Raw genomic sequence first — 22268 nt, 5'->3', positions numbered from 1 at the left:
GACAACCGGCAGGGCAAGCAGCGCCCGCCCGTGCCGGGGGCTGCCAGCGGTTCAGCATCGTCACGACCCACCCGCCCCGCGGTAGAGCCACCCCATGGGTGGCTGCGCGGTCATCTCGGGTCACATCCGCAGGACGGCGGGCGCCCCGGGGGTAGAGCCACCCCATGGGTGGCTGCACCGTCATCTCGGGTCACACCCGCAGGACGGCGGACGCCCCTGGGTCCCCCCCGCCTCAATCCCGAGGGTTGCCCCTCAGAACTCCAGGTTGTCGATCAACCGGGTGTTGCCGATGCGCGCGGCGATCAGGGCCACGCGGGTGCCGTCATTGGCGTCGGCCGGCTCGGACAGATCCGGCTTGCGCACCACCGCATAGTCCACCTGGAACCCGGCGGCCTGCAGGGCGGCGGTGGCCTCGGCTTCGATCAGGCTGCGGGTCTTGCCGGCGATGAAGCCTTCGCGCATGCCCAGCAGCACCTGGTGGATGGTGGTCGAGACCGGGCGCTGCTCGGCGTTGAGGTACTGGTTGCGCGAGCTCATCGCCAGGCCGTCGGTTTCACGCACGATGTCCCCGCCCACCACCTGGATCGGGAAGGCCAGGTCTTCCACCATCTGGCGGATCACCGCCAGCTGCTGGTAGTCCTTCTTGCCGAAGGCGGCCACGTCCGGCTGCACCTGGTTGAACAGGCGCGAGACCACCGTGCACACGCCATCGAAATGGCCCGGGCGGTGGGCGCCTTCCAGCAGGCCACTGATGCCCGGCACGTTGACGCTGGCCGCCAGTTCGATGCCGAAGGGATACATCGATTCGACGGTCGGCAGCCACAGCACGTCGCAGCCGGCCTGCTCCAACCCGGAGGTGTCGGCTTCCGGGGTGCGCGGGTAGCGGGTGAAGTCTTCGTTGGGGCCGAACTGGGTCGGATTGACGAAGACACTGGAGACCACGCGGTCGGCGTACTGCCGGGCCAGCGTGACCAGCGAGTAGTGGCCCGCATGCAGGTTGCCCATGGTGGGGACCAGCGCGACGCGCAGGCCCTCACGCTTCCAGCCGTTGACGACGGCGCGCAGGCGGGACAGTTCGGTGACGGTTTCGATCATGAGGCGTAGGCGTGTTCTGCGTCGGGGAAGGAGCCGTCGCGCACGGCGTCGGCGTAGGCACGGACAGCACCGGCGACCGAACCGCCGTCGGCAAGGAAATCCTTGACGAACTTGGGTCGGCGATGGCCGCTGTCCAGGCCGAGGAAATCATGCAGCACCAGCACCTGGCCGTCGCAGCCGGGGCCGGCGCCGATACCGATGGTGGGCACGGACACGTCGGCGGTGACCTGGGTGGCGACCGGGGTAGGCACGCACTCCAGCACGATCAGGGTGGCACCGGCGGCGACCGCCGCCTTGGCGTCGTCGCGCAGCTGCTGGGCGGCATCGCCCCGGCCCTGCACGCGGTAACCGCCCAGGCGCAGCACCGACTGCGGGGTCAGGCCCAGGTGCGAGCAGACCGGGATCTCGCGCTCGACCAGGTAGCGGATGATGTCCAGCTTGAACCCGGCGCCTTCGATCTTGACCATCTCTGCGCCCGCCTGCAGCAGGCGCAGCGAGGCATCCAGCGCGCGTTCGGGGGTGGCGTCGGCGCCGAACGGCAGGTCGGCCACCAGCAACGCACGCTGCAGCACACGGGCCACAGCGCGGGTGTGATAGACCATGTCATCGGTGGTCACCGGCAGGGTCGAATCATGCCCCTGCACCACCATGCCCAGCGAGTCGCCGATCAGGATCAGGTCCACGCCGTTGGCGTCGAACGCACGCGCAAACCCGGCGTCATAGGCGGTCAACATCACCAGCTTCTGGCCGTTGCGCTTGGCCTCGGCCAGGGCGGGAACGGTCCAGGGCTTGCTGTCTGCGTGGGTACTCATGAGCTGATAACCGGTGGCGATAAGCCCCGCATTATCCCCCTATTGGCGCGATCCCGCAGGCCTCGACCCGCATCACAGCATCCCGCACACGGCCGTGGCCGGGAATCACCGCGTCCGGGGCAACGTCGGCCAGCGGCAGCAGCGCGAACGCACGCTCGTGCAGGTAGGGATGCGGGACCTTCAGCTGCGGCAGGTCGATGACGTCCTCGCCGAACAGCAGCAGGTCCAGGTCCAGCGTGCGCGGCCCCCAGTGCACGCCCGGCTGGCGAACCCGGCCGAAGTCGCGCTCGATGCCCAGCAGCGCGTCCAGCAGCTCCGGGCCGCTCAGCGCGGTGTCGAGCAGCGCCGCGGCGTTGACGAACGCCGGCTGGTCTTCATTGCCCCAGGCCGGCGTGCTGTACAACCGGGAGCACGCGCGCAGCGTGGTGCGCGGGAGCCCCGCCAGGGCCTCGAACGCGTCGCGCAGGGTCTGCGCGGCGTCGCCCAGGTTGGCGCCCAATCCAATGCAGGCAGCGGTCACGTCTTACTCGCCCGTGGCGGCCCCGCCCGGACGACGACGCCGGCGCCGACGCTTGCGTGGTGCACCGTCTTCGTCGACCTCACCCTCGACATGCGCTGCATCCAGTGCCGAATCCAGCTCCGGGCCGGACTGCAGCTGGGCTTCGCGCCAGAACTCGACATCGGCGCTGTGCTCGCTGGAGGCCACCTGGCGCAACACCAGGAAGTCGTAGGCGGCGCGGAAGCGCGGATGGGTCAGGGTGCGGATCACGCGCTTGCGCTGGCGCGAGCTGAAACGCCCCTGCAGCAGCCAGATCTCCTGCATCGGCAGCGAGAAGCGGCGCGGCAGCGCGATGGTGGTCAGCTGGTGCAGGGTGACGCGGTCGGCAGCGCGACGCTGCGCCTCTTCCAGCGCCACGCCCTGCTTCTGCAGGCTGGCCAGGGCGCGGCAGAACGCCGGCCACAGCAGCAGCGCGAACAGGAACGACGGCGACACCGGCTCATCGTTGGCCACGCGCAGGTCGGTGTTGTGCAGGCCTTCGATGACCATCCGGCGCAGCGCGCCACTGCGGTTGCTGCGCAGCGCGGCGGCACTTTCCGGGAACATGACGTCCAGCAGGCCGTAACGCTCCAGGCCTTCGAAGCTGGCCACGCCGTGCCCGGACAGGAACAGCTTGAGCACTTCCTCGAACAGACGCGCCGGCGCGGCTTCGGCCAGCAGGCCGGCAAGCCGCGGCAGCGGCTCGGCGCTGGCGTCGTCGATCTGGAAACCGAGCTTGGCCGCCAGGCGCACCGCGCGCAGCATCCGCACCGGGTCTTCCTGGTAGCGCTTTTCCGGGTCGCCGATGAGTTTCATCAGGCGCGCCTGGACGTCTTCGAAGCCGCCGGTGTAGTCGCGCACCGAGAAGTCCTCGATCGCGTAGTACAGGGCGTTGCAGGTGAAGTCACGGCGGATCGCGTCGTCTTCGATGCTGCCGTAGACGTTGTCGCGGACCAGCATGCCGTTTTCCATCTCGCGGTCGCCGCTGCCATCGTCGATGTTGGCGCGGAAGGTGGCCACTTCGATGATTTCGCGACCGAACACCACGTGGGCCAGCCGGAAGCGGCGGCCAATCAGGCGGCAGTTGCGGAACAGCGCCTTGACCTGTTCCGGGGTGGCATCGGTGGCCACGTCGAAGTCCTTGGGGTTGCCTCCGACCAGCAGGTCGCGCACGGCGCCCCCTACAAGGTAGCCAGCGAACCCGGAATCACGCAGCCGGTACAACACGCGCAATGCGTTGGGGCTGATGTCCTTGCGGGAGATGGTGTGCTGGTCGCGCGGAATCACGCGCAGGCTGAACGGTGATGTAGCAGAAGAATTGATGTTGGCGCTTCCGGTTGAGTTTTCGGGATTGCCCAATGGCATCTAGGTCCATATACTAGCGCGCTGCGCAGTTCGCGACAAAGCCTGCTCCCTTCGTCTAATGGTTAGGACGTGGCCCTCTCAAGGCTAAAACAGGGGTTCGAGTCCCCTAGGGAGCACCAGTCGCGCTGCACGGAAGCCAAAAACCCCGCCACGGCGGGGTTTTTTGCGTTCCAGGCCCGGGGCCGCCAGCCCCTGCCCTGCCAGGCGCGCAACGGGGAGCACGTGCCACCCGCTGCATCGCCCGACCGGGTCGCCCCGGTCGGGCGCGCGCTCAGCCCTCCATCTGCTCCAGCTCCTTGCCCTTGGTCTCGTTGACGAAGCGCAGCACGAAGAACACCGACAGCACCGCGGCCACCGTATAGATGCCGTACGCCCCGGCCAGGCCGATGCTGCCCAGCAGGACCGGGAAGGACACGGTGATGGCGAAGTTGGCCGTCCACTGCGCCGCACCAGCCACCGCCAGCCCCGAGCCGCGGATCTGGTTGGGGAACATCTCGCCCAGCATCACCCACATCACCGGGCCCCAGGACATGTTGAAGAAGATCACGTAGACATTCGCCGCCACCAGCGCCAGCACGCCCATGCTGTCAGACAACTGCAGCTTGCCGCCGGCATCCAGCGACCCGCTGGCGAAGGCGATGGTGACCAGCGCCAGCGAGATCGCCATGCCCACCGAGCCGATCCACAGCAGCGGCTTGCGGCCGATACGGTCGATCAGCACCACGGTGACCAGGCAGGCACCGATGCTGAGCGCACCGGACAGCACGTTGATCAGCAGCGCGTCGTTCTCCGAAAAGCCCACCGCCTGCCACAGCACCGCGCCGTAGTAGAAGACGACGTTGATGCCCACCAGCTGCTGGAACACCGCCAGACCGATGCCGATCCAGACAATCGGGCGCAGCGTGCCGGTGGCCTTGCTGATCAGGTCCGAGAAGGTCGGGCGGTGCTGGTCCTGGGACAGCGAGCCTTCGATCTCGGTGATCTTGGCCTGGGCCTCGGCCGGCCCGTACAGACGGGTCAGTACCGCCAGGGCCTGGTCACGGCGCCCTTTGACCACCAGGAAGCGCGGGCTTTCGGGGATTAGCAGCAACAGGCACAGGAACAGCAGCGAGGGAATGGCCTGCATCCAGAACATCCAGCGCCATGCCGCCTGGCCCAGCCACAGGGACTCGGTGGAGGCGCCGGCCGCCTTGGCCAGCAGGTAGTTGCTCAGGAAGGCGCAGAACAACCCGCTGATGATCGCGATCTGCTGCACCGTGGCCAGCCGCCCGCGGTACCGGGCCGAGGCCACCTCGGCGATGTAGGCCGGCGACATCACGCTGGCCGCGCCGACCGCAAACCCGCCGATCACCCGGGCGATGATGAACACCGTGGAGCTGTGCGCCGCGCCGGCCCCCAAGGCCGAGAACAGGAACATCACCGCCGCGATGATCAGCACGCCGCGGCGGCCGAGCCGGTCGCCCAGGCGGCCGGCGAAGAACGCACCGATCGCGCAGCCGAGCAGCATCGAGGCGACCTCGAAGCCGATCCCGGCCGAGCTGGACTGGAAGGTGTCCTTGAGGCCATCGACGGTGCCGTTGATCACGCCGCTGTCGAACCCGAACAGGAAGCCGCCGATGGTGGCCACGCAGCTGATCAGGATGATGAAGCCGGTGTTCTCGCCGCTGCCGGCACGTGTACTGCTGAGCGAAGCACTGGTCATGGGAAACCCTGGGTTGAAGGGACGCTGCGCACGACCGCAGCAGGGACGGATGCCGCAGGTTCTCATACCTTTCGCGCCCGCTGGGCGGCGGCGGTGGGACCGGGACCTGGCGGCGGCCCGCGGCGGTGCGGGCGCATGGCCGCGCTCGACGACCGGTTGAACATCGACGCCCTCCGCTGCGACCATGCCCGTCTGGCCGCCCTGCCCACTCCCGGGCGTGGCGCGGCATTTGTCGAGGAACGCCTGCCCATGTCCATGTACGTTCGCCCGATCGACCCTTCCCGCTGTGGCGCCACGCCGAGGGTGCTGGTACCCAACGGTGCGTCGCGATGAGCCTCGAACGCGCGCCGGCCACGCTGGCGGTGGACAGCCGCTGCACCCACGGCGAGGGCGTGCTCTGGTGCGACCGGCGGCAGAGCCTGCTCTGGATCGACATCGCCGAACGCCAGTTGTGGCAGCACACGCCGGCCAGCGGCAGCACGCGCCACTGGGTGTTGCCGGACCGGCCCGGCTGCATCGGGCTGTTCGACGACGGCACGCTGCTGGTGGCATTGGTCAGTTCGCTGCACCGCGCGGACCTGGCCGCAGCCACCGACGATGCGCTGCCGCTGCAGTGGCTGGCCGACGTGGACCCACACAACGCGTACACGCGCAGCAACGATGGTCGCGCCGACCGCCACGGCAACTTCGTGTTCGGCACCATGAACGAACACCCGGCGCGCGCCGCCGACGGCCGCTTCTATCAGTACTCCAGCCGCCACGGCCTGCGCGAACTGCCGCTGCCGGGCATCGTGATTCCCAACGCGATCAGCTTCAGCCTGGACGGGCGCACGCTGTACTGGTGCGATTCGGTGACGCCACGGATCATGGCCTGCGATTACGACCCCGAGCGCGCCAGCACCGCCAACGTGCGCGTGTTCACCACGCTGGCCAACCGCGCCGCCGAGCCCGACGGGTCGGCGGTGGATGCCGGCGGGCGGGTCTGGAACGCACAATGGCGCGCCAGCCAGGTGAGCTGCTATGGCGCCGACGGCGCACTGCTGCAGGTGCAGCCGGTGCCGGTGAAGAACCCCACCTGCGTTGCCTTCGGCGGCGCCGACCTGCGCACCTTATACGTGATCAGTTCGCAGCTGGACCACACGCCCGAAGCCCTGGCCGCAAGCCCGCATGCGGGCAGCCTGTTCAGCGCGCGCCAGGACCACCCCGGCCTGCCGGAGAGCCGGGTCCACGTGGCCTGACCCGCTGCGGGTCGGGCATGCACCGGGCGCTTAGGCAGCGGCGACGCACGTGTACAGGGAATCCCCGCGCCCAGCGCGCGGGTGCGCAGACCCCGCAACCGCCCGGCCCGATCGCCATGCAGACCCCGCAACGCGTTGCCGCACAAGGGCTGCCCGCACTTACCCGGACATCTGGGCGGGCCGACTGAGCACGCCACGCCAGCATTCAGCCACAACCTGTTCTAGAATTACGCGGCTTAACGCCGGATTTCCCCATGCCTTTCGTTGTCACCGAAAACTGCATCAAGTGCAAACACACCGATTGCGTGGAAGTGTGCCCCGTGGATTGCTTCCATGAAGGCCCGAACTTCCTGGTGATCGACCCGGACGAGTGCATCGACTGCACCCTGTGCGAACCGGAATGCCCGGTCAACGCGATTTTCCCTGAAGACGACGTGCCCGCCGGGCAGGAAGCGTTCGTCGCCCTGAATGCCGAGCTGGCCAAGGCCTGGCCGGTGCTGACCGTGCGCAAGGACCCGCCCGCCGACGCCGGCGAATGGGACGGCAAGCCGGACAAGCTGCCCCTTCTGGAACGCTGAGCCGCGGCCTGCCGCAAACGAAAAAGGGCGCCTAGGGCGCCCTTTCCGTTTCTCCAACCGGATCCCCGAACGAAAAAAGGCGCCCAGGGCGCCCTTTTCGTTTCCCCAACCGGATCCCCGGTAGTGCCGGCCGCTGGCCGGCTGCCCTTCGCCCCAACGCCATCAGCGTCAGACCCGGGCAGGCACGCAATGCATCCCTGCCCGGCCAGCAACCGGACCTACCGCAGGCTTCCTTACGGAGCCAGCTTCGCCTTCAGCTCGCCCAGCAGCTTGGTCGGGGCGGCGCCGGTGGCCGGCAGGCCGCGCGGGTCGACAGCCGACACGTAGGCGCCGGCTTCAACACCGACCACGCGGACCAGGAAGTCGCTGCCTTCATAGGCCACGTCATAGGAGCCCAGCAGCTGTGCCTTGCTGGCGACCTTCACGCCGGCCACCGATTCCAGCGCGGTGCCGACCTTGCCGAACACCTCGTCCTTGCTGCCCGGCACGGTGAAGCCTGCGGCGTTGGTCGGGGCCTGGGTGGACGCTGCGGCCGGCGCGGGCTTGGCCGCCTGCGAGGCCAGCACCGGCACCTGGGCGGCCGGGCTGCCGCCCGGGGCGTTCAGGTCCGGCGGCACTTCCAGCGGACGCATTTCCGGCGCCAGCGCGTAGTCGCCCTTGGCCCCGCGCTTGAAGCAACCGGTGGTACCCACGAGGGTGGCGGTGGCCAGGATCGCGAAGGACAACACGCGGATGGCGGAAACGGATTGACGCATGGGAATCTCCTGGGTGACCACGGGTGGTCAGTGGTTGGATAGTGCTTCCAGCGCACCGATATCGGTGGCCAGGTGTTCGGCAGCGGCATGGTGCGCCGCAGACAGGGACAGCAGCGGCAGGCGAAGCCCGTGGCCGATGCCGATCCGGCGCAGCAGGTCCTTCACCGGGATCGGATTGGACTCCACGCCGCAGAATTCATGGAACGGCTCCAGGCGGGCATCCCACGCCTCGGTCGCCTCGCGCTCGCCGGCCGCAGCCAGGTCGCACATGCGTCGGTACGCGCCCGGCAAGGCATTGGAGCCCACCGAGATCAAGCCATCCACGCCGGACAGGATCGAGCGCGCCGCAGTGCCGTCATCGCCACTGAGAACGGCAAAATCGGCCGAACGCAGCGCCAGCAGGGCCTGCACGCGGCCCACATCGCCCACCGCTTCCTTGATGCCCACGATGTTCGGGTGGGCAGCCAGCACGGCCACGGTCTCGGGCAGCATGTCGCAGCCGGTCCGGCCGGGCACGTTGTACAGGATCACCGGCAACCCGCCCTGGTCGGCGACGGCGCGGTAATGGGCGATGAGCCCTTCCTGGGTAGGGCGCACGTAGGGCGGGGTCACCACCAGCGCATGGGTGGCGCCGCTGGCGGCCGCCCGGCGGGTCTGTTCGATGGTTTTCGCCGTGCCCGACAGGCCCGTCCCGGCCAGCACCGGGATGCGCCCGGCCACGGCTTTGACCGCGCTGCGCAGCAGCTGGTCGTACTCGTCGTCGGACAGGGTAGCGGCCTCGCCGGTCGAACCGGCAACCACCACCCCGTGAACGCCACCCTCCAGTTGCAGATGCAGCAGGCGCTGCCAACCGTCGGGATCCAATGCGCCATCGGCCTTGAAAGGCGTGGCCAGCGCGGTGATGAGACCGGAAAGGGACAAGGAAACGTTGCTCGGAAGAAAGGGGGAACCCAGCGGGCCTAAACGCCGGCCGGATGTACGTTGCATGTTACTTGCGGGTCGAAAGCACGGGCAAGTATGCTGGACTCCGGCGAACGTGCCGTCGCCGGCCGTTCAGACTCACCTTGCATCACCCGGAACCCTCTTGACCGACACCACGCCGCGGCCTGCGCCGACCGAAAACCATCTCCTGATCAACGCCTACACGACGCATCCGGAGTCCCCCTGCTGCCCGTCACCCGGCGTATCTCCGACAGCGGTTGCAACCTGGTCGATGCACGCCTGGCCACGGTGGGCCGCGACGTCTCGGTGACCGCGCTGGCCACCGGCTCGTGGGACGCGGTGGCCAAGCTGGAAGCCATGCTGACCCGGCTCGAGCGCGAAGAGGGCCTGAAGCTGGTGTGGTACCGCACCGGTGCCAAGCAGGCGCAGTCCAACCTGCTGCCGTACATCGTGGAAGTGATCGCCGCCGACAAGCCGGGCATCCTGTTCCAGCTGGCCGATTTCTTCGACCGCCAGGGCATCACCATCGAGAATCTGCAGAGCACCCGCTACCGGGCGATGCAGACCGGGGCGGAGATGTTCTCGGCGCAGGTCACCATCGGGGTGCCGGCCAACATGCACATCGCCGCGCTGCGCGACGATTTCCTCGAGTTCTGCGACCACCTGAACCTGGATGCCATCATGGATCCGATGAAGTTCTGATCGTTCGCGCGTTCGTCACGGGCGCGCAGCGTTTCATGCAGTTGTAATGGCACGACCCCAGGATCCGGAAAGGAACCCATGAACGACGGCGACACCCTGGACAGCACCACCCTCGCACTGCCGCTGGCGCTGTCCGGCGGCGAGCACACCTCCCTCGGCGCACTCGCCGGCCAGTGGCTGGTGCTGTACTTCTACCCGAAGGACAGCACCCCGGGCTGCACCACCGAAGGCATCGACTTCAACGCCCTGCTGCCCGAATTCACCCGCCTCGATGCGCGCGTGTTCGGCGTCTCCCGCGATTCGGTCACATCCCACGACAACTTCTGCGCCAAGCAGGGTTTCGCCTTCCCGCTGATCAGCGATGGCGACGAAGCGCTGTGCACCGCTTTCGACGTGATCAAGCTCAAGAACATGTACGGAAAACAGGTGCGCGGCATCGAGCGCAGCACCTTCCTGATTTCGCCCGACAGTCGTATCGTGCAGGCGTGGCGCAAGGTCAAGGTGGCCGGCCACGCAGACACCGTCCTTGAAGCCCTGAAGGCCGCGAAAACCCAGTGACCAACCTGCACCCCCCAATGGCCATCACCCTGCCCTGCAGGCTGTGATGGCTTGTCCCTGTTCTGCCACCAGGAAATGACGATGACCCGAGGCAAGCGCATCTACGTTCTGGATACCAACGTGCTCATGCACGATCCGACCGCGCTGTTCAAGTTCGAGGAGCATGATGTCTACCTGCCGATGCAGGTGATCGAAGAGCTGGACAACGGCAAGAAGGGCACCACCGAGGCCAGCCGCAACGCGCGCCAGGTCAGCCGTTTCCTCAACGAGCTGGTGCAGGCCTCGGGCCTGGACAACCTGGCCGACGGCATTCCGCTGCTTCGGCCCAACGGGCTGCAGCTGCGCGGCAAGCAGAGCGTGGGTCTCCTGCGTTTCCAGACCAGTCATTTCGACGCGGGCAAGAGCTTTGGCGCGGTCATCCCGGACAACGCCATCCTCGGCGCGATCCTGGCGCTGAAGGAGCAGATCCCCGAGATCCCGGTGGTGTTCGTTTCCAAGGACATCAACCTGCGGATCAAGGCGGCCATCGCCGGGATCGTGTCCGAAGACTACGAGAACGACCGCGCGCTGGACGATTTCAGCCTGCTCTACACCGGCGCCACCGAACTGCCGGAAGACTTCTGGAAGAAGCACACCGACAACCTGCGCAGCTGGAGCGACAAGGGCCGCACCAGTTACGAAATCATCGCCAGCGAAGACGAGAGCTGGCACCCGAACCAGTACGCCTACCTGCCGGGCGACGATGAAGTCGAACTGCGCGTGGCCAAGGTGGACGGTGACAAGATCACCCTGTCGCTGGTCAACGACTTCCGCCACGGCAGCCACGCGGTGTGGGGCATCAGCGCGCGCAACCGCGAGCAGAATTTCGCCCTCAACGCGCTGATGGACCCGGAGATCGATTTCGTCACCCTGCTCGGCACCGCCGGCACCGGCAAGACCCTGCTGGCGCTGGCCGCCGGCCTGGCCCAGACCATGGACCAGCAGCGCTACCGCGAAATCATCATGACCCGTGCCACGGTCAGCGTCGGCGAAGACATCGGCTTCCTGCCCGGCACCGAGGAAGAAAAGATGACGCCGTGGATGGGCGCGCTCACCGACAACCTGGAAGTGCTCACCCACACCCAAGAGGGCGGCGCGTGGGGCCGTGCGGCCACCAACGACCTGATCGCCAGCCGGATCAAGATCCGCTCGCTGAACTTCATGCGCGGGCGCACCTTCCTGTCGCGCTACCTGATCCTGGACGAAGCACAGAATCTCACCCCCAAGCAGATGAAGACCCTGATCACCCGTGCCGGCCCCGGCACCAAGATCGTCTGCCTGGGCAACGTCGAACAGATCGACACCCCGTACCTGACCGAAACCACCTCGGGCCTGACCTACGCGGTGGACCGCTTCAAGAACTGGCCGCACAGCGCCCACGTCACGCTGCGTCGTGGCGAGCGTTCGCGCCTGGCCGATTACGCCTCGGAGGTGTTGTGAGCCGTTCCCTGTCCCGTGCCGTCCTGCCGCTGGCGCTTGCCGCGCTGGCGGCCGCCTGCACGCCTGCCAACGTCCGCCCGGGCGCCAGCGTGCCCACCGCAGTCAAGACCGGCCAGTCCTGGGTGGTCACCCGCCCGGTGATCGCCGCCCAGGTGCTGGACACCTGCTCACGTTCCAGCCCCGGCCGCGAGGCCGGGGCGGTCACCGGCTACTGGGCACCCAGCCGCCAGCAGGTGGAACAGCTGGAAGCCCAGCTGCCCGGCCTGGACGCCCAGGTGCCCCATGCGGCCGATTTCGACCGGCAGTACGTCGGCATCGAGATGGGCGGCAAGCAGCTGATCTACCTCAACGCCTTCCATCTGCCCGACGGCACCGATATCGACCCGGCCCGCGACGCCATCCGGGTCTGTGACGGCGGGGCGCAGTTCTGGGGCGCGGTGTTCGATCCGGCCACCGGCACCTTCTCCGATGTGCAGTTCAACGGCCCGCCGAAGGGCCGTTGAGCATGGCACTGACCGTGCCGCGATGAGCCGCCCGCACGCCGGATGAGCATCCGGCTTCCGACCTGGGTCTGGATCGGTGCGATCGCGCTGTCCTGCGTGGCCGGCATGGTCAACGTGGTCGGCTTCCTGGGATTCGAACACCAGGCGGTAAGCCACATGACCGGCACCACCAGCCAGCTTGGCATGGCGCTGGCACAACGCGACTGGCGCGTGGTCGGTCATCTGTGGGGCCTGCTGATCGCGTTCTGCCTGGGCGCGATGCTCAGCGGCATGATCGTGCAGGACAGCACCCTGCAGCTGGGCCGCCGCTATGGGGTGGTGCTCACGCTGGAATCGCTGTTGCTGCTGGCCGCCATCCCGCTGTTCAAACAGCAGCAGATCTGGGGCGCACTGGCCGCGGCGATGGCCTGCGGGTTGCAGAACGCCATGGCCACCACCTTCAGCGGCGCGGTGGTGCGCACCACCCACCTCAGCGGCATGTTCACCGACCTGGGCATCGGCCTGGGCCACCTGCTGCGCGGGCTGCCGTTGCCAATCCGGCGCTTGACCCTCAGCGGGCTGATCGTCAGCGGCTTCCTCGCCGGCGGCGTCCTGGGCGCATGGCTGTTCCTGCGCTGGGGGTACGACGCGCTGCTGGCCCCTGCCCTGCTGACCGGCTGCACCGGCCTGGGCTACATGCTGTTCCAGCAATGGCGGCGGTGGCGCCCGCACTGAGCAGCACGCCAGCGGCAAACATTGCACAATCGCCGCATGACCCCCTCTTCTCCCGTTTCCGCCCTCACCATCGCCGGCTCCGACTCCGGCGGTGGCGCCGGTATCCAGGCCGATCTCAAGGCGTTCGCCGCCCACCGCGTGCATGGCCTGTCGGCGATTGCCGCGCTGACCGCGCAGAACACCCGCGGCGTCACCGCGGTCCACGTACCGCCGCTGGCGTTCCTGCAGGCACAGATCGACGCCTGCTTTGCCGACTTCGACATCCACGCCGTGAAGCTGGGCATGCTGGCCAATGCCGACGTGATCGGGCTGGTGGCCGATGCGCTGGAGAAGTACCGCCCCACGCACGTGGTGCTGGACCCGGTGATGGTGGCCACCAGCGGTGCCAGGCTGCTGGAGGACAGCGCGCTGCACGCGATGCGCACGCGCCTGCTGCCACTGGCCACGCTGCTGACCCCGAACATTCCCGAAGCGGAGCTGCTGCTCGGCCGTCCCATCACCACCGCTGACGAAGCCGAGGATGCCGCTGCGGCCCTGCTCGATCTGGGCACCGGCGCGGTGCTGCTGAAAGGCGGCCACCTGCACGAGGGTGCCCGCGTGGTCGACCGCTACTTCGACGGCGTCACCCGCGACGAGTTCATCCACGCCCGCCTGCCGGTGGACGCCCATGGCACCGGCTGCACGCTGGCCTCGGCGATCACCGCGCAGTTGTGCCAGGGCCTGTCGTTGCCCAATGCCTGTGAAGCGGCCATCGACTACGTCGCCCGCGGCCTGCAGGGGGGCTACTACCCGGGGCGCAGCGAAGTGCTGGTGATCGACCACTTCGGCGCGGCGCGCCCGGCATGATCGAGGCGCTGACGTTGCCGGTCGTGGCCGCCGACGACCACCGTTTCGACCTGCTGGCCCGCGTGCCGGCGCAGCCACGCGCGTGCTTGCTGTGGTTGCCGGCACTGGGCGTGGCGGCACGCCATTACCTGCCGTTGGCCGATGCGCTGGCCGCGTACGGCATCGCCGTGTACCTGCACGAGTGGCGCGGCAACGGCAGCAGCAGCCTGCGCCCCTCGCGCACGCAGGACTGGGGCTATCGCGAGATCCTCTACCACGACCTGCCGGCCAGCCTGGCCGCACTCCCGCGGGACGGCGTGATGGACACCCTCATCGGCGGGCACAGTCTGGGCGGGCAGCTGGCCTGCTGCTTTGCCGGGCTGCACCCGGCGGTGTTCCAGCGCGTGTGGCTGGTCGCCAGCGGCACGCCGTACTGGCGCACCTTCCCCGGCCCGCGCGGCTGGACGCTACCGTTGATCTACCGCTTCCTGCCCTGGCTGGCGCAGCGCCAGGGCGTGCTGCACGGGCGCCGCCTGGGGTTCGGTGGCACCGAGGCACGCGGCCTGATCGGCGACTGGGCCCGGGTCGGGCTGACCAATCATTACGCCGGCGTCGGCATCACCGACGACCTTGAAGCCGGCCTGCGCACCGTGCGCGGCCGCGCCACGGCCGTGGTGATGGCGCAGGACTGGCTGGCGCCGGTCCCTTCGATGCAGGGCCTGCTGGCCAAGCTGCCGCAGGTGCAGGCCACGCTGCGCGTGCTCGATGCGGCGACGCTGGGAACCGATGCGGATCACTTCGCGTGGATGAAATCGCCGCAGGCCGTGGCCACGCTGCTTTTTCATTCATTTGAGTGAAGTTCTTCACAAAGGCGTTGACGAATGCGGCCCACATCCGCATAATTCCGCTCCTGTTGACGCGCCCGTAGCTCAGTTGGATAGAGTACCTGGCTACGAACCAGGCGGTCGGGAGTTCGAATCTCTCCGGGCGCACCATCAACAGGTTGCCAACTCCGCCGTTGGCATCAGCAGTACAACGTGATGTAAATGCGCCCGTAGCTCAGTTGGATAGAGTACCTGGCTACGAACCAGGCGGTCGGGAGTTCGAATCTCTCCGGGCGCACCATTACATCGCACAGCAGGCTCGCCTGCCCTCCCGTCGAACGTGGCAACACGTACGGCAGGACGCACAACCAGACAATGCAAATGCGCCCGTAGCTCAGTTGGATAGAGTACCTGGCTACGAACCAGGCGGTCGGGAGTTCGAATCTCTCCGGGCGCACCATTGCATCGATGAAAAACGGCAGCCCTGGGCTGCTGTTTTTTTTGCGTTCCGCATCGCCCAACGCGCGTCGACCGACCCCGACCAACGAACGACCGCGTAGTGCCGGCCGCTGGCCGGCTCGTCATGATCCTCGAACAACCATGCGTAGTGCCGGCCGCTGGCCGGCTCGTCATGACCCTCGAACAACCACACGTAGTGCCGGCCGCTGGCCGGCTCGTCATGACCCTCGAACAACCACGCGCAGTGCCGGCCGCTGGCCGGCTCCCCCTGCCCCTCGAACAAACACGCGTAGTGCCGGCCGCTGGCCGGCTCGTCATGAACGCTGGGAGATTTGCGTGGAGCCGGCCAGCGGCCGGCACTACGGAATGCTGGGATCGCCTGGAGCCGGCCAGCGGCCGGCACTACCGAATGCTGGGATCGCCTGGAGCCGGCCAGCGGCCGGCACTACCGCATTGGCCTGCGACACCTATCGCGCGATCATCCGCGCGGCGCTTGCGCCTGCAGTTGCGCCATCACCAGCCGGTCGGCCTCATGCGGCATCTGCGGCGCGGCGCAGCGCGCGTCGGCAGGACCCTCCTGCGCAAGCCAGTCATCCACCACCCCACCCAGCAGATCCAGCCGCAACGGCAACGTAATGTGGTCTTCGCCGCGCATTTCGATGTAATGCACACGCGGGCTGGCCAAGGCCAGTCGCCGCCCCTGGTCCACCCGCACGTGCTGATCATCCTGCCCGTGCACCAGCAATACGCAGGCACGCGTGTCGGCCAGCGCGCCGGCCACGTCGACGCGATCCAGGTCCAGGTCCAGGCGCTGGCTGGCCGCGGCAATCACCGCGTCGATGTCCTGCCCGCCGTAGCGCCAGCGCCCATAGGCCGCCATCGCCTGGGCCTTCCACGCGCTGGGCTGCAATGCCATCAGGTGCGGGATCATGCTGCGGATGGCATCGCCGGCATTGGCAAAGGACTCCATCGCCACCACACCGCTGACCCGGTCGCCCAGCTTGTCGGCGGCAAACACCGCCGTGGCCGCGCCGTAGGACACACCGAACAGGTACAGCGGCCCCACCACTTCGCCACGCGCCTGCAGCGCATCGATCACGTCGATCACATCGTCCGACTCGAACGTGCCATAGCCCGACGGACCCGCACCGGAATGGCCATGGTTGCGCAGGTCGATGGTGACCACGCGGTAGCCGGCCTGGGCCAGCTGCAACGACCACGGCAGCATCGCATCGCCGTTCATCATCCAGCCGTGCAGCAGCACCACGGTGCCGCGCGGCGGCTGCGCGCGGAACGGCGTAGGCAGCGCCAACGCAAGCCCGGTCTGCAGCGGCTCGCCGTTCTCGTGCTGCTGGGCCAGATATTCGTAACGCAGCCCGTACTGGCCCGGGTCGAACGCCCGCCAGAAGATCGGCACGCCGGCCCGGCTGGTGACCCGGCCATGCCGGTTGGGCACGCTGTCCACCGCTGCGGCAATGCGCGCGGTGTCCAGCAACGTGGACACGCCACCGGGCGCGACCAGCCGGTCGCTGAGCGAGGTCGAGGCAGCGGTGGAGGTGAGCGAGGAGCAGGCAGCCAGCCACAGGCCGGCCCCGGCCAGCAACAACAGCAGCAGGCGCTTCATGAGGGACACACGGGAAACCAGATTGAGCCCGGCAGGGTACCGACCGATGCCGAGGCGCTCTATCGCATCCACATGACCGTGCGATGACAGCGCAGCGGCGATTCAGCTTGACCGCACCGGGCCAGGCGTCCTATCCCAACCAGCTCTGCATCGTCGGCCACCAGCCGGCCATCACCGCCGGACCCTGCATGCGCGCCCGCCACCAGCGCAGCGCGGCCCCCTCCTCGCCCGGCCGCCAGGCCAGCCAGAAGGTCTCGTCGGGCTTGGGCTCTTCCACCTGCTTGATCACCAGCCGGCCCTGCTGCACCGCCTGCTGCACGTACGGCGCCGGCAGGAAACCGAACCCCAGCCCGGCGCATTGCAGGCGGAACTTGCTGACCGTATCGGGCACCGTCACCGTCTCCTGCCCCATCAGCAGGCCCACCGTGCGGGGCAGCAACCGCCGCGCCGAATCGGCCACCGCGATCGCACAGTGGGCCGCCAGCTGCTCGCGCGCCAACGGCCCGGGGGCGGCCGCCAGCGGATGCGAGGGCGACACCGCGAACACGAATTCCACCACGCCCATCGGCTCCACCACGTAGCCGCCACCACTCGGCCCTTCGCCGGCCGCGCCCACCAGCAGATCCGCGCGCCGGTCCAGCAGGGCCTCCCAGGTGCCCGACAGCGACTCGCTGATCAGCCGCACGCGGGTCTGTTCGGCCACTGCATTGAAGGCGCGCACGTCCTCGGCCAACAGCGCCGGCTGGAACATCGAGTCCACCGCGACGGTCAGCTCCGCTTCCCAGCCCGAGGCCACCCGGCGCACCCGCATCTCCAGCTCGCGCGCGGCACGCAGCAGGTGCCGCCCCTCTTCCAGCAGCGCCTGTCCGGCCTGGGTCAGCTGCGCGCGCGGGCCCACCCGGTCGAACAGCTGCACACCCAGGTCCTGTTCCAGCTTGGACACCGTGTAGGAAATGGTCGACGGCACCTTGTGCAGCGCCTTGCCGGCCGCGGCGAACGAGCCGCGGCGGTCGATGGCGTCCAGGATCTGCAGGGCATCCAGGCTGAGCTTGAGCATTCGAATTTTTCGATGATGGCTTGCGAAACTATCCGTTTTTCAAACCCCAGGCGCAAGCGGATACTGGCGCCAACAGGAAAGGGACGCGGCAAACGCCTCCCGGTCCACCATCGAAACCATCGAATACCCGAGGAGATCCACCATGCTGCAGATCCGCAAGAGCACCACCCGTGGCAAGGCCGACCATGGCTGGCTGAACTCCATGCACACCTTCTCCTTCGCCAACTACTACGACCCGCGCTACACCAGCTTCGGCCCGCTGCGGGTGATCAACGAGGACCGCGTGCAGGGTGGCCAGGGCTTCGGCACCCACAGCCACGCCAACATGGAGATCATCTCCTACGTCCTCGGCGGCGCACTGGAGCACAAGGACTCGATGGGCACCGGCTCGGTGCTGCGCTACGGCGACGTGCAGCGCATGAGCGCCGGCAGCGGGGTCAGCCACAGCGAGTTCAACCATTCGGCCGACGAGACGGTGCACTTCCTGCAGATCTGGCTGTTCCCCGACCAGGAGAACATCGCCCCGAGCTACCAGGAGACCCATTTCGCCCCCGAGGCCAAGCGCGGCCAGCTGCGCCTGATCGCCGCCAAGGATGGGCGTGACGGCGCCTTGCTGATCCACCAGGACGCCAACATCTACGCCACGATCCTGGACGGCAACGATCGCGTGCAGCTGCCACTGGCCCCGCGTCGCGGCGTCTATGTACAGGTGGCCCGGGGCCAGGTGCAGGTCAACGGCATCCCCCTGGACACCGGCGACGCGCTGCAGATCAGTGACGAGGCACAGGTGACGCTGGAAAACGCCACCGATGCCGAAGTGCTGGTGTTCGACCTGCCCCTGTAAGCCGGTGCGATGCACGCAGGCGGCCCCGACCCGATCGGGGTCGCCTGCTGCGCGTCAGGCCGTGGGTACCGGCGCATCCGCGGCGATCAGCTGCTGCTGTTTCAGTTCGGCCCAGAACGCGGCCGGGATGGCGACCGACATCGACGCCACGTTGGCGAGCACCTGTTCGGGCGTGCGCGCGCCAGGAATGACCGCCGACACCACCGCCGGCGCATCGGCAAACTGCAGCGCCGCGGTACGCAGGTCGACGCCGTGGCGGTCGCAAATGGCCTGCACCTTGGCGCGCTTGTCCGGCGCCCAGGCCGGCACCGTGCCGTCGTACAGATACCGCTCGCGCCCGGCCAGGTAGCCGGCCAGCAGCGGCGACCCCACCACCACCGACGCGCCGTGCGCGGCGATCTTCGGGAAGGTGTCGTGCAGGGCCTGGGCGTGGTCCAGCAGCGAGTACTGGCAGGCCAGCAGGAAGATGTCCGGGTCGGCCTCGTCGATCGCGCGCAGCGCAGGCTCGGGGCGGTTCACGCCGAATCCCCACGCCTTGATCAGCCCTTCTTCGCGCATGCGGGTCAACGCCGGCATCGCGCCCTTGGCCGCCTCGGCGAAGCGCTGCTCCCACGGCATGCCCAGGTCCTTCTCGTTGTCCGGGGACAGGTCGTGGATGAACACCATGTCCAGCTGCGACACGCCAAGCCGGTTGAGGCTGTCCTCCACCGAGCGCCGGGTGCCATCGGCCGAATAGTCGTACCGGTAGTGGAACGGTGACGGTTCCTGCCACATCGTTTTCTGCAGTGCGCCCGTCGTGGCCGTCAGCAGGCGGCCGACCTTGGTCGACAGCGTGTACTCGCGTGCCGGGTGGTTGTGCAGGTGATGGCCGTAGCGGCGCTCGCTGAGGCCCAGCCCATACCAGGGCGAGGTATCGAAACAGCGCACGCCGGCCGCATAGGCGGCTGCCAGCGTCGCCTCACTGATGGCATCGGTGGTGGCCGCAAAGCCATTGCCGATCGCCACTCCGCCCAGCCCCAGCCGGGTGTGCGGCCGGTAGCGCCCCGCCTGCCCCGCCGCGTTGGTGGCCAGCGTGCGCGCACTGACCTGCCCGCGCGTGGGCAGCACGCTGCCCGGGCCGGCGGCCTGGGCAAGCAACGGGGACGCCGCCAATGCGGCAGTGCCGACAGCGGCAGTGCCGACAGCGGCAGCGGAAAGAAACTGGCGACGTGCGTTCACGGCGGCTCCTGCAGGGCGGATCAATGTCCACCCTCGCATTCGCGCGGTGCACGCCATGCGTGGACGGCGTCAACGTAACGGCAACGGCGGCCTGGACCGCCTGCAGCACCCCGGCGCACTGGCCGGGGTGCCGCGCAGCATCAGAACTTGTAGTTCAGCGTCAGCCGCACATTGCGCGGTTCGCCCCAGGTGTAGGTGCTGTACCAGCTGAAGATCGTGTAGTAGTGCTTGTCCAGCAGGTTGTTGACGTTGAGCGTCGCCGACAGCTGCTCGTTGAACTCATACCGCGCCATCGCGTCCAGCAGCCAGTACGGCTCGGTGCGGTGGACCAGGCTGGCACCGTTGGCCGGGTTGGTGATGGTGCCGAAGGTGCTGCCCTGCCAGCGCGCACCGCCGCCCACGCTCCAGCCCTGCAGCGCGCCGCCCTGCAGGCGGTAGCTGGTGTGCAGGCTGAACTGGTCTTCCGGTTCCAGCGTGGAGACCTTGGTCGACTGCTGCCGCGCGATCTTGTGCGCGTAGCCGCCCTGGACCTGCCAGCCCGGCGCCACCTGGCCGGACATCTCCAGCTCGTAGCCCTTGGTGCGCACGCCCATCAGCCCGCGATAGGCGATGCCACCACTGGGGGTGCGGCCCCCGGTGGGTTCGGCGTAGTTGTCCTGGTCGAGCTGGAACACCGCCGCACTGGCGTTGAAGCGGCCCTCCAGGAACTCCGCCTTCAGGCCCGCCTCGTAGCTGCGCCCTTCCATCGGGTCGAGCGTCTTGCCCTGCTCGTCCTGGTTGCCCTGCGGCTTGAAGATGGTGCTATAGCTGGCGAAGACCGAGAAGTTGCGGTTGAGGTCGTAGACCACGCCGGCGTACGGCACGATCACGCCGCTTTCGTCGGTGTCCGGCGATGTGTAGTTGGCGATGCGGCTGCCGACGATCAGCTTGAGCGGATCGGCCAGGTCGAAGCGGGCCACCACGTACGCACCGCTCTCGCGGGTCACCTGGTTGTCGCCGTAGCCCCACTGCCAGTCCGGCTCGGGCACGTCACCGGTCCAGCTGTAATAGTCGGCCACGCTGCTGATGTAACCAGGCTGCGGCGAGTAACCGTTGTTGACCCAGCGCTTGCGCGACACACTGCCGCCCACCACCAGTTCGTGCTGGCGACCGAACCAGTCGAACTTGCCGCTGACATACAGGTCGGCGGCGTTGCTGGTGGTCTTGCCGATGTACTGGCCCAGCCACATGCTCACGCCCGCCCCCGTCACCGGGTCCGGGTTGCCACCGGCGGCCGCGCCGAGCGAGGCGTCGTAACCGTTGACCTGGTGGTTGAGCTGCAGCTTGGCCACCCAGTCATTGCCGAAGGTGTGCTCGAGCGTGGCGAAGGCGGTGCGGCTGTACTGGCCCCAGCGGCTCCAACGCGCCCCGTTGTTGAACGACCGCGGCATGTCGTTGAAGCTGCCGGTGCTGTCCAGCAGCGGAATGCCGCCCCAGCTGGAACCGCGCGGATCGCTGTCCTGATAGTCGGCGCCGACGGTGAGCAGCGTGCTGTCGTCGAGATCGGCTTCCAGGATGCCGTAGAACACCTGGTTGCTGCGCTGGTAGTGGTCCACGTTGGAGTGCTTGTCCTGGTAGGCCCCGACCACGCGGCCCCGCACGCGCCCGCTTTCGGTCAGCGGCCCGCCCACGTCCACCTCGGCGCGGTAGCTGTCCCACGAGCCCACGCCCAGCGTGGCGCTGCCGGCCAGTTCGCGGGTCGGCTTCTTGCGCACCAGGTTGATGGTCGCGCCCGGGTCGCCCATGCCGGTGAGCAAGCCGGTGGCGCCCTTGAGCACTTCCACGCGGTCGTAGATGGCCATGTCGCTGAGCGTGTTGCCGGCCGAGTACGCCGAATCGCGCGCCATCGGAATGCCGTCGTACTGGAAGTTCTGCACCGCAAAGCCGCGCGCGTAGTACTCGGTGCGCTCGCTGTCGTAGGTGACGATGCTGATGCCCGGGGTGACCTTCATGACATCGTCGATGCCATTGAGCGCGAAATCATTCATCTCCTGCCGGGTGATCACGCTGATCGACTGCGGCGTCTGCCGCGGGCTCAGTACCAGCCGGGTGGCGGTGGCGATGGTGCCGGGCGTGTACGAATCGCTGCCCTCGGTGACGGTACCCAGCTGGTTGGCGGTGACCTGCACGGTCTGCAGGGTCTGCGCCGCGTCGTCCTTGGGCGGTGCCGGCGCGTCGTCGGCCTGTGCGGCCGTGGCAAACACGGCAAGGCCAAGGGCGCTGGCCAGTGCCAGGCTCAACGGGGACAACGACGGCGACGACGCAGCGCGACCGACGCGGGTGGGGACAACACGGAACGAAGCAACGGACACGGCAACGCCTCCAGCAAGGAAGGAAGTCCTCTGGCGGCGGCTGGAGGGAAAGGGGGTTTGAAGGCTGCAACGCCTTCAGTGCGGC

General features: G+C 68.2%; 21 protein-coding genes, 4 tRNA genes and 1 pseudogene. 15 read left to right on the top strand and 11 right to left on the bottom strand.

Going from position 1 to position 22268, the window contains the following annotated elements; genetic code table 11:
* Positions 1–252 precede the first annotated feature (252 nt).
* The 4 genes from panC to pcnB are packed head-to-tail and all read right to left on the bottom strand — an operon-like array spanning position 253 to position 3804.
* The gene (panC, locus tag ACZ0AE_RS07540; RefSeq protein WP_038689077.1) at positions 253–1095 is read right to left on the bottom strand and encodes a pantoate--beta-alanine ligase; all 843 of its coding nucleotides are present in this window, start codon (positions 1093–1095) and stop codon (positions 253–255) included.
* On the bottom strand, positions 1092–1907 hold the full coding sequence (panB, locus tag ACZ0AE_RS07535) for a 3-methyl-2-oxobutanoate hydroxymethyltransferase (protein ID WP_038689080.1): 816 nt from the start codon (positions 1905–1907) through the stop codon (positions 1092–1094). Before panB ends, panC begins: the two co-directional genes overlap by 4 nt.
* 31 nt (positions 1908–1938) lie before the next feature.
* Positions 1939–2427: a 2-amino-4-hydroxy-6-hydroxymethyldihydropteridine diphosphokinase gene (gene folK / locus ACZ0AE_RS07530; RefSeq protein WP_463600732.1), complete on the bottom strand. Its 489-nt coding sequence runs from the start codon at positions 2425–2427 to the stop codon at positions 1939–1941.
* A gap of 3 nt (positions 2428–2430) precedes the next feature.
* The gene (gene pcnB / locus ACZ0AE_RS07525) at positions 2431–3804 is read right to left on the bottom strand and encodes a polynucleotide adenylyltransferase PcnB (protein WP_038689084.1); all 1374 of its coding nucleotides are present in this window, start codon (positions 3802–3804) and stop codon (positions 2431–2433) included.
* Positions 3805–3854: 50 nt separating this feature from the next.
* On the opposite strand from pcnB, the gene ACZ0AE_RS07520 reads away from it, so the two are divergent.
* Positions 3855–3929 (top strand) — tRNA-Glu (locus ACZ0AE_RS07520).
* A 152-nt stretch (positions 3930–4081) separates the two neighbouring features.
* Here ACZ0AE_RS07520 and ACZ0AE_RS07515 read toward each other — a convergent pair.
* Positions 4082–5512, bottom strand: a complete 1431-nt coding sequence (locus ACZ0AE_RS07515) for a sugar porter family MFS transporter (protein ID WP_463600731.1) — start codon at positions 5510–5512, stop codon at positions 4082–4084.
* A 135-nt stretch (positions 5513–5647) separates the two neighbouring features.
* On the opposite strand from ACZ0AE_RS07515, the gene ACZ0AE_RS07510 reads away from it, so the two are divergent.
* From ACZ0AE_RS07510 to fdxA, 3 genes are all read left to right on the top strand, one after another.
* A complete protein-coding gene (locus ACZ0AE_RS07510; protein WP_463600730.1) occupies positions 5648–5845 on the top strand; it encodes a hypothetical protein in 198 nt (65 codons plus the stop codon).
* Positions 5842–6750: an SMP-30/gluconolactonase/LRE family protein gene (locus ACZ0AE_RS07505; protein ID WP_463600729.1), complete on the top strand. Its 909-nt coding sequence runs from the start codon at positions 5842–5844 to the stop codon at positions 6748–6750. Before ACZ0AE_RS07510 ends, ACZ0AE_RS07505 begins: the two co-directional genes overlap by 4 nt.
* 254 nt (positions 6751–7004) lie before the next feature.
* Complete coding sequence (gene fdxA / locus ACZ0AE_RS07500) at positions 7005–7328, top strand: ferredoxin FdxA (RefSeq protein ID WP_137189155.1); 324 nt, start codon at positions 7005–7007, stop codon at positions 7326–7328.
* Positions 7329–7561: 233 nt separating this feature from the next.
* Here fdxA and ACZ0AE_RS07495 read toward each other — a convergent pair whose 3' ends face one another.
* Entirely contained in the window at positions 7562–8083 is a 522-nt protein-coding gene (locus ACZ0AE_RS07495) for a hypothetical protein (protein WP_038689092.1), read from the bottom strand.
* Between the two features lie 27 nt (positions 8084–8110).
* Positions 8111–9004 carry a 4-hydroxy-tetrahydrodipicolinate synthase gene (gene dapA, locus ACZ0AE_RS07490; protein WP_463600728.1) on the bottom strand — a complete coding sequence of 298 codons (894 nt, stop codon included), beginning with the start codon at positions 9002–9004 and terminating at the stop codon, positions 8111–8113.
* 163 nt (positions 9005–9167) lie between these two features.
* Between dapA and ACZ0AE_RS07485 the strand changes: the two are divergent.
* The 10 genes and pseudogenes from ACZ0AE_RS07485 to ACZ0AE_RS07440 all read left to right on the top strand — a co-directional run bounded on the left by ACZ0AE_RS07485 (position 9168) and on the right by ACZ0AE_RS07440 (position 15090).
* Positions 9168–9727: pseudogene (locus ACZ0AE_RS07485) on the top strand (glycine cleavage system transcriptional repressor).
* Between the two features lie 78 nt (positions 9728–9805).
* Positions 9806–10285: a peroxiredoxin gene (locus tag ACZ0AE_RS07480; RefSeq protein ID WP_463600727.1), complete on the top strand. Its 480-nt coding sequence runs from the start codon at positions 9806–9808 to the stop codon at positions 10283–10285.
* 81 nt (positions 10286–10366) lie between these two features.
* Positions 10367–11764 carry a PhoH family protein gene (locus tag ACZ0AE_RS07475; protein ID WP_038692321.1) on the top strand — a complete coding sequence of 466 codons (1398 nt, stop codon included), beginning with the start codon at positions 10367–10369 and terminating at the stop codon, positions 11762–11764.
* A complete protein-coding gene (locus ACZ0AE_RS07470) occupies positions 11761–12267 on the top strand; it encodes a hypothetical protein (protein WP_425598275.1) in 507 nt (168 codons plus the stop codon). Before ACZ0AE_RS07475 ends, ACZ0AE_RS07470 begins: the two co-directional genes overlap by 4 nt.
* 42 nt (positions 12268–12309) lie before the next feature.
* Entirely contained in the window at positions 12310–12981 is a 672-nt protein-coding gene (locus ACZ0AE_RS07465) for a YoaK family protein (RefSeq protein WP_038689100.1), read from the top strand.
* Positions 12982–13017: 36 nt separating this feature from the next.
* Positions 13018–13827, top strand: a complete 810-nt coding sequence (gene thiD / locus ACZ0AE_RS07460; protein ID WP_448133394.1) for a bifunctional hydroxymethylpyrimidine kinase/phosphomethylpyrimidine kinase — start codon at positions 13018–13020, stop codon at positions 13825–13827.
* Entirely contained in the window at positions 13824–14663 is an 840-nt protein-coding gene (locus ACZ0AE_RS07455; protein ID WP_463600726.1) for an alpha/beta hydrolase family protein, read from the top strand. Before thiD ends, ACZ0AE_RS07455 begins: the two co-directional genes overlap by 4 nt.
* A 61-nt stretch (positions 14664–14724) precedes the next feature.
* Positions 14725–14801, top strand: a tRNA-Arg gene (locus ACZ0AE_RS07450).
* 53 nt (positions 14802–14854) lie between these two features.
* Positions 14855–14931: transfer RNA gene (locus ACZ0AE_RS07445), tRNA-Arg, on the top strand.
* Between the two features lie 82 nt (positions 14932–15013).
* Positions 15014–15090 (top strand) — tRNA-Arg (locus ACZ0AE_RS07440).
* Positions 15091–15567: 477 nt separating this feature from the next.
* Here ACZ0AE_RS07440 and ACZ0AE_RS07435 read toward each other — a convergent pair.
* A complete protein-coding gene (locus ACZ0AE_RS07435) occupies positions 15568–16713 on the bottom strand; it encodes an alpha/beta hydrolase family protein (RefSeq protein ID WP_463602073.1) in 1146 nt (381 codons plus the stop codon).
* Between the two features lie 130 nt (positions 16714–16843).
* On the bottom strand, positions 16844–17770 hold the full coding sequence (locus ACZ0AE_RS07430) for a LysR family transcriptional regulator (protein ID WP_463600725.1): 927 nt from the start codon (positions 17768–17770) through the stop codon (positions 16844–16846).
* A 142-nt stretch (positions 17771–17912) separates the two neighbouring features.
* Between ACZ0AE_RS07430 and ACZ0AE_RS07425 the strand changes: the two genes are divergently transcribed.
* The gene (locus tag ACZ0AE_RS07425; RefSeq protein WP_313424585.1) at positions 17913–18614 is read left to right on the top strand and encodes a pirin family protein; all 702 of its coding nucleotides are present in this window, start codon (positions 17913–17915) and stop codon (positions 18612–18614) included.
* Positions 18615–18668: 54 nt separating this feature from the next.
* Here ACZ0AE_RS07425 and ACZ0AE_RS07420 read toward each other — a convergent pair whose 3' ends face one another.
* Positions 18669–19832: an aldo/keto reductase gene (locus tag ACZ0AE_RS07420; RefSeq protein WP_463600724.1), complete on the bottom strand. Its 1164-nt coding sequence runs from the start codon at positions 19830–19832 to the stop codon at positions 18669–18671.
* A gap of 140 nt (positions 19833–19972) precedes the next feature.
* The gene (locus ACZ0AE_RS07415; RefSeq protein WP_463602072.1) at positions 19973–22120 is read right to left on the bottom strand and encodes a TonB-dependent siderophore receptor; all 2148 of its coding nucleotides are present in this window, start codon (positions 22118–22120) and stop codon (positions 19973–19975) included.
* Positions 22121–22268 lie beyond the last annotated feature (148 nt).

This window comes from Stenotrophomonas sp. AC248, from assembly GCF_979258185.1.
The sequence above is the reverse complement of the archived record's forward strand: the minus strand, read 5'-3'. Positions and strand labels throughout refer to the sequence as shown.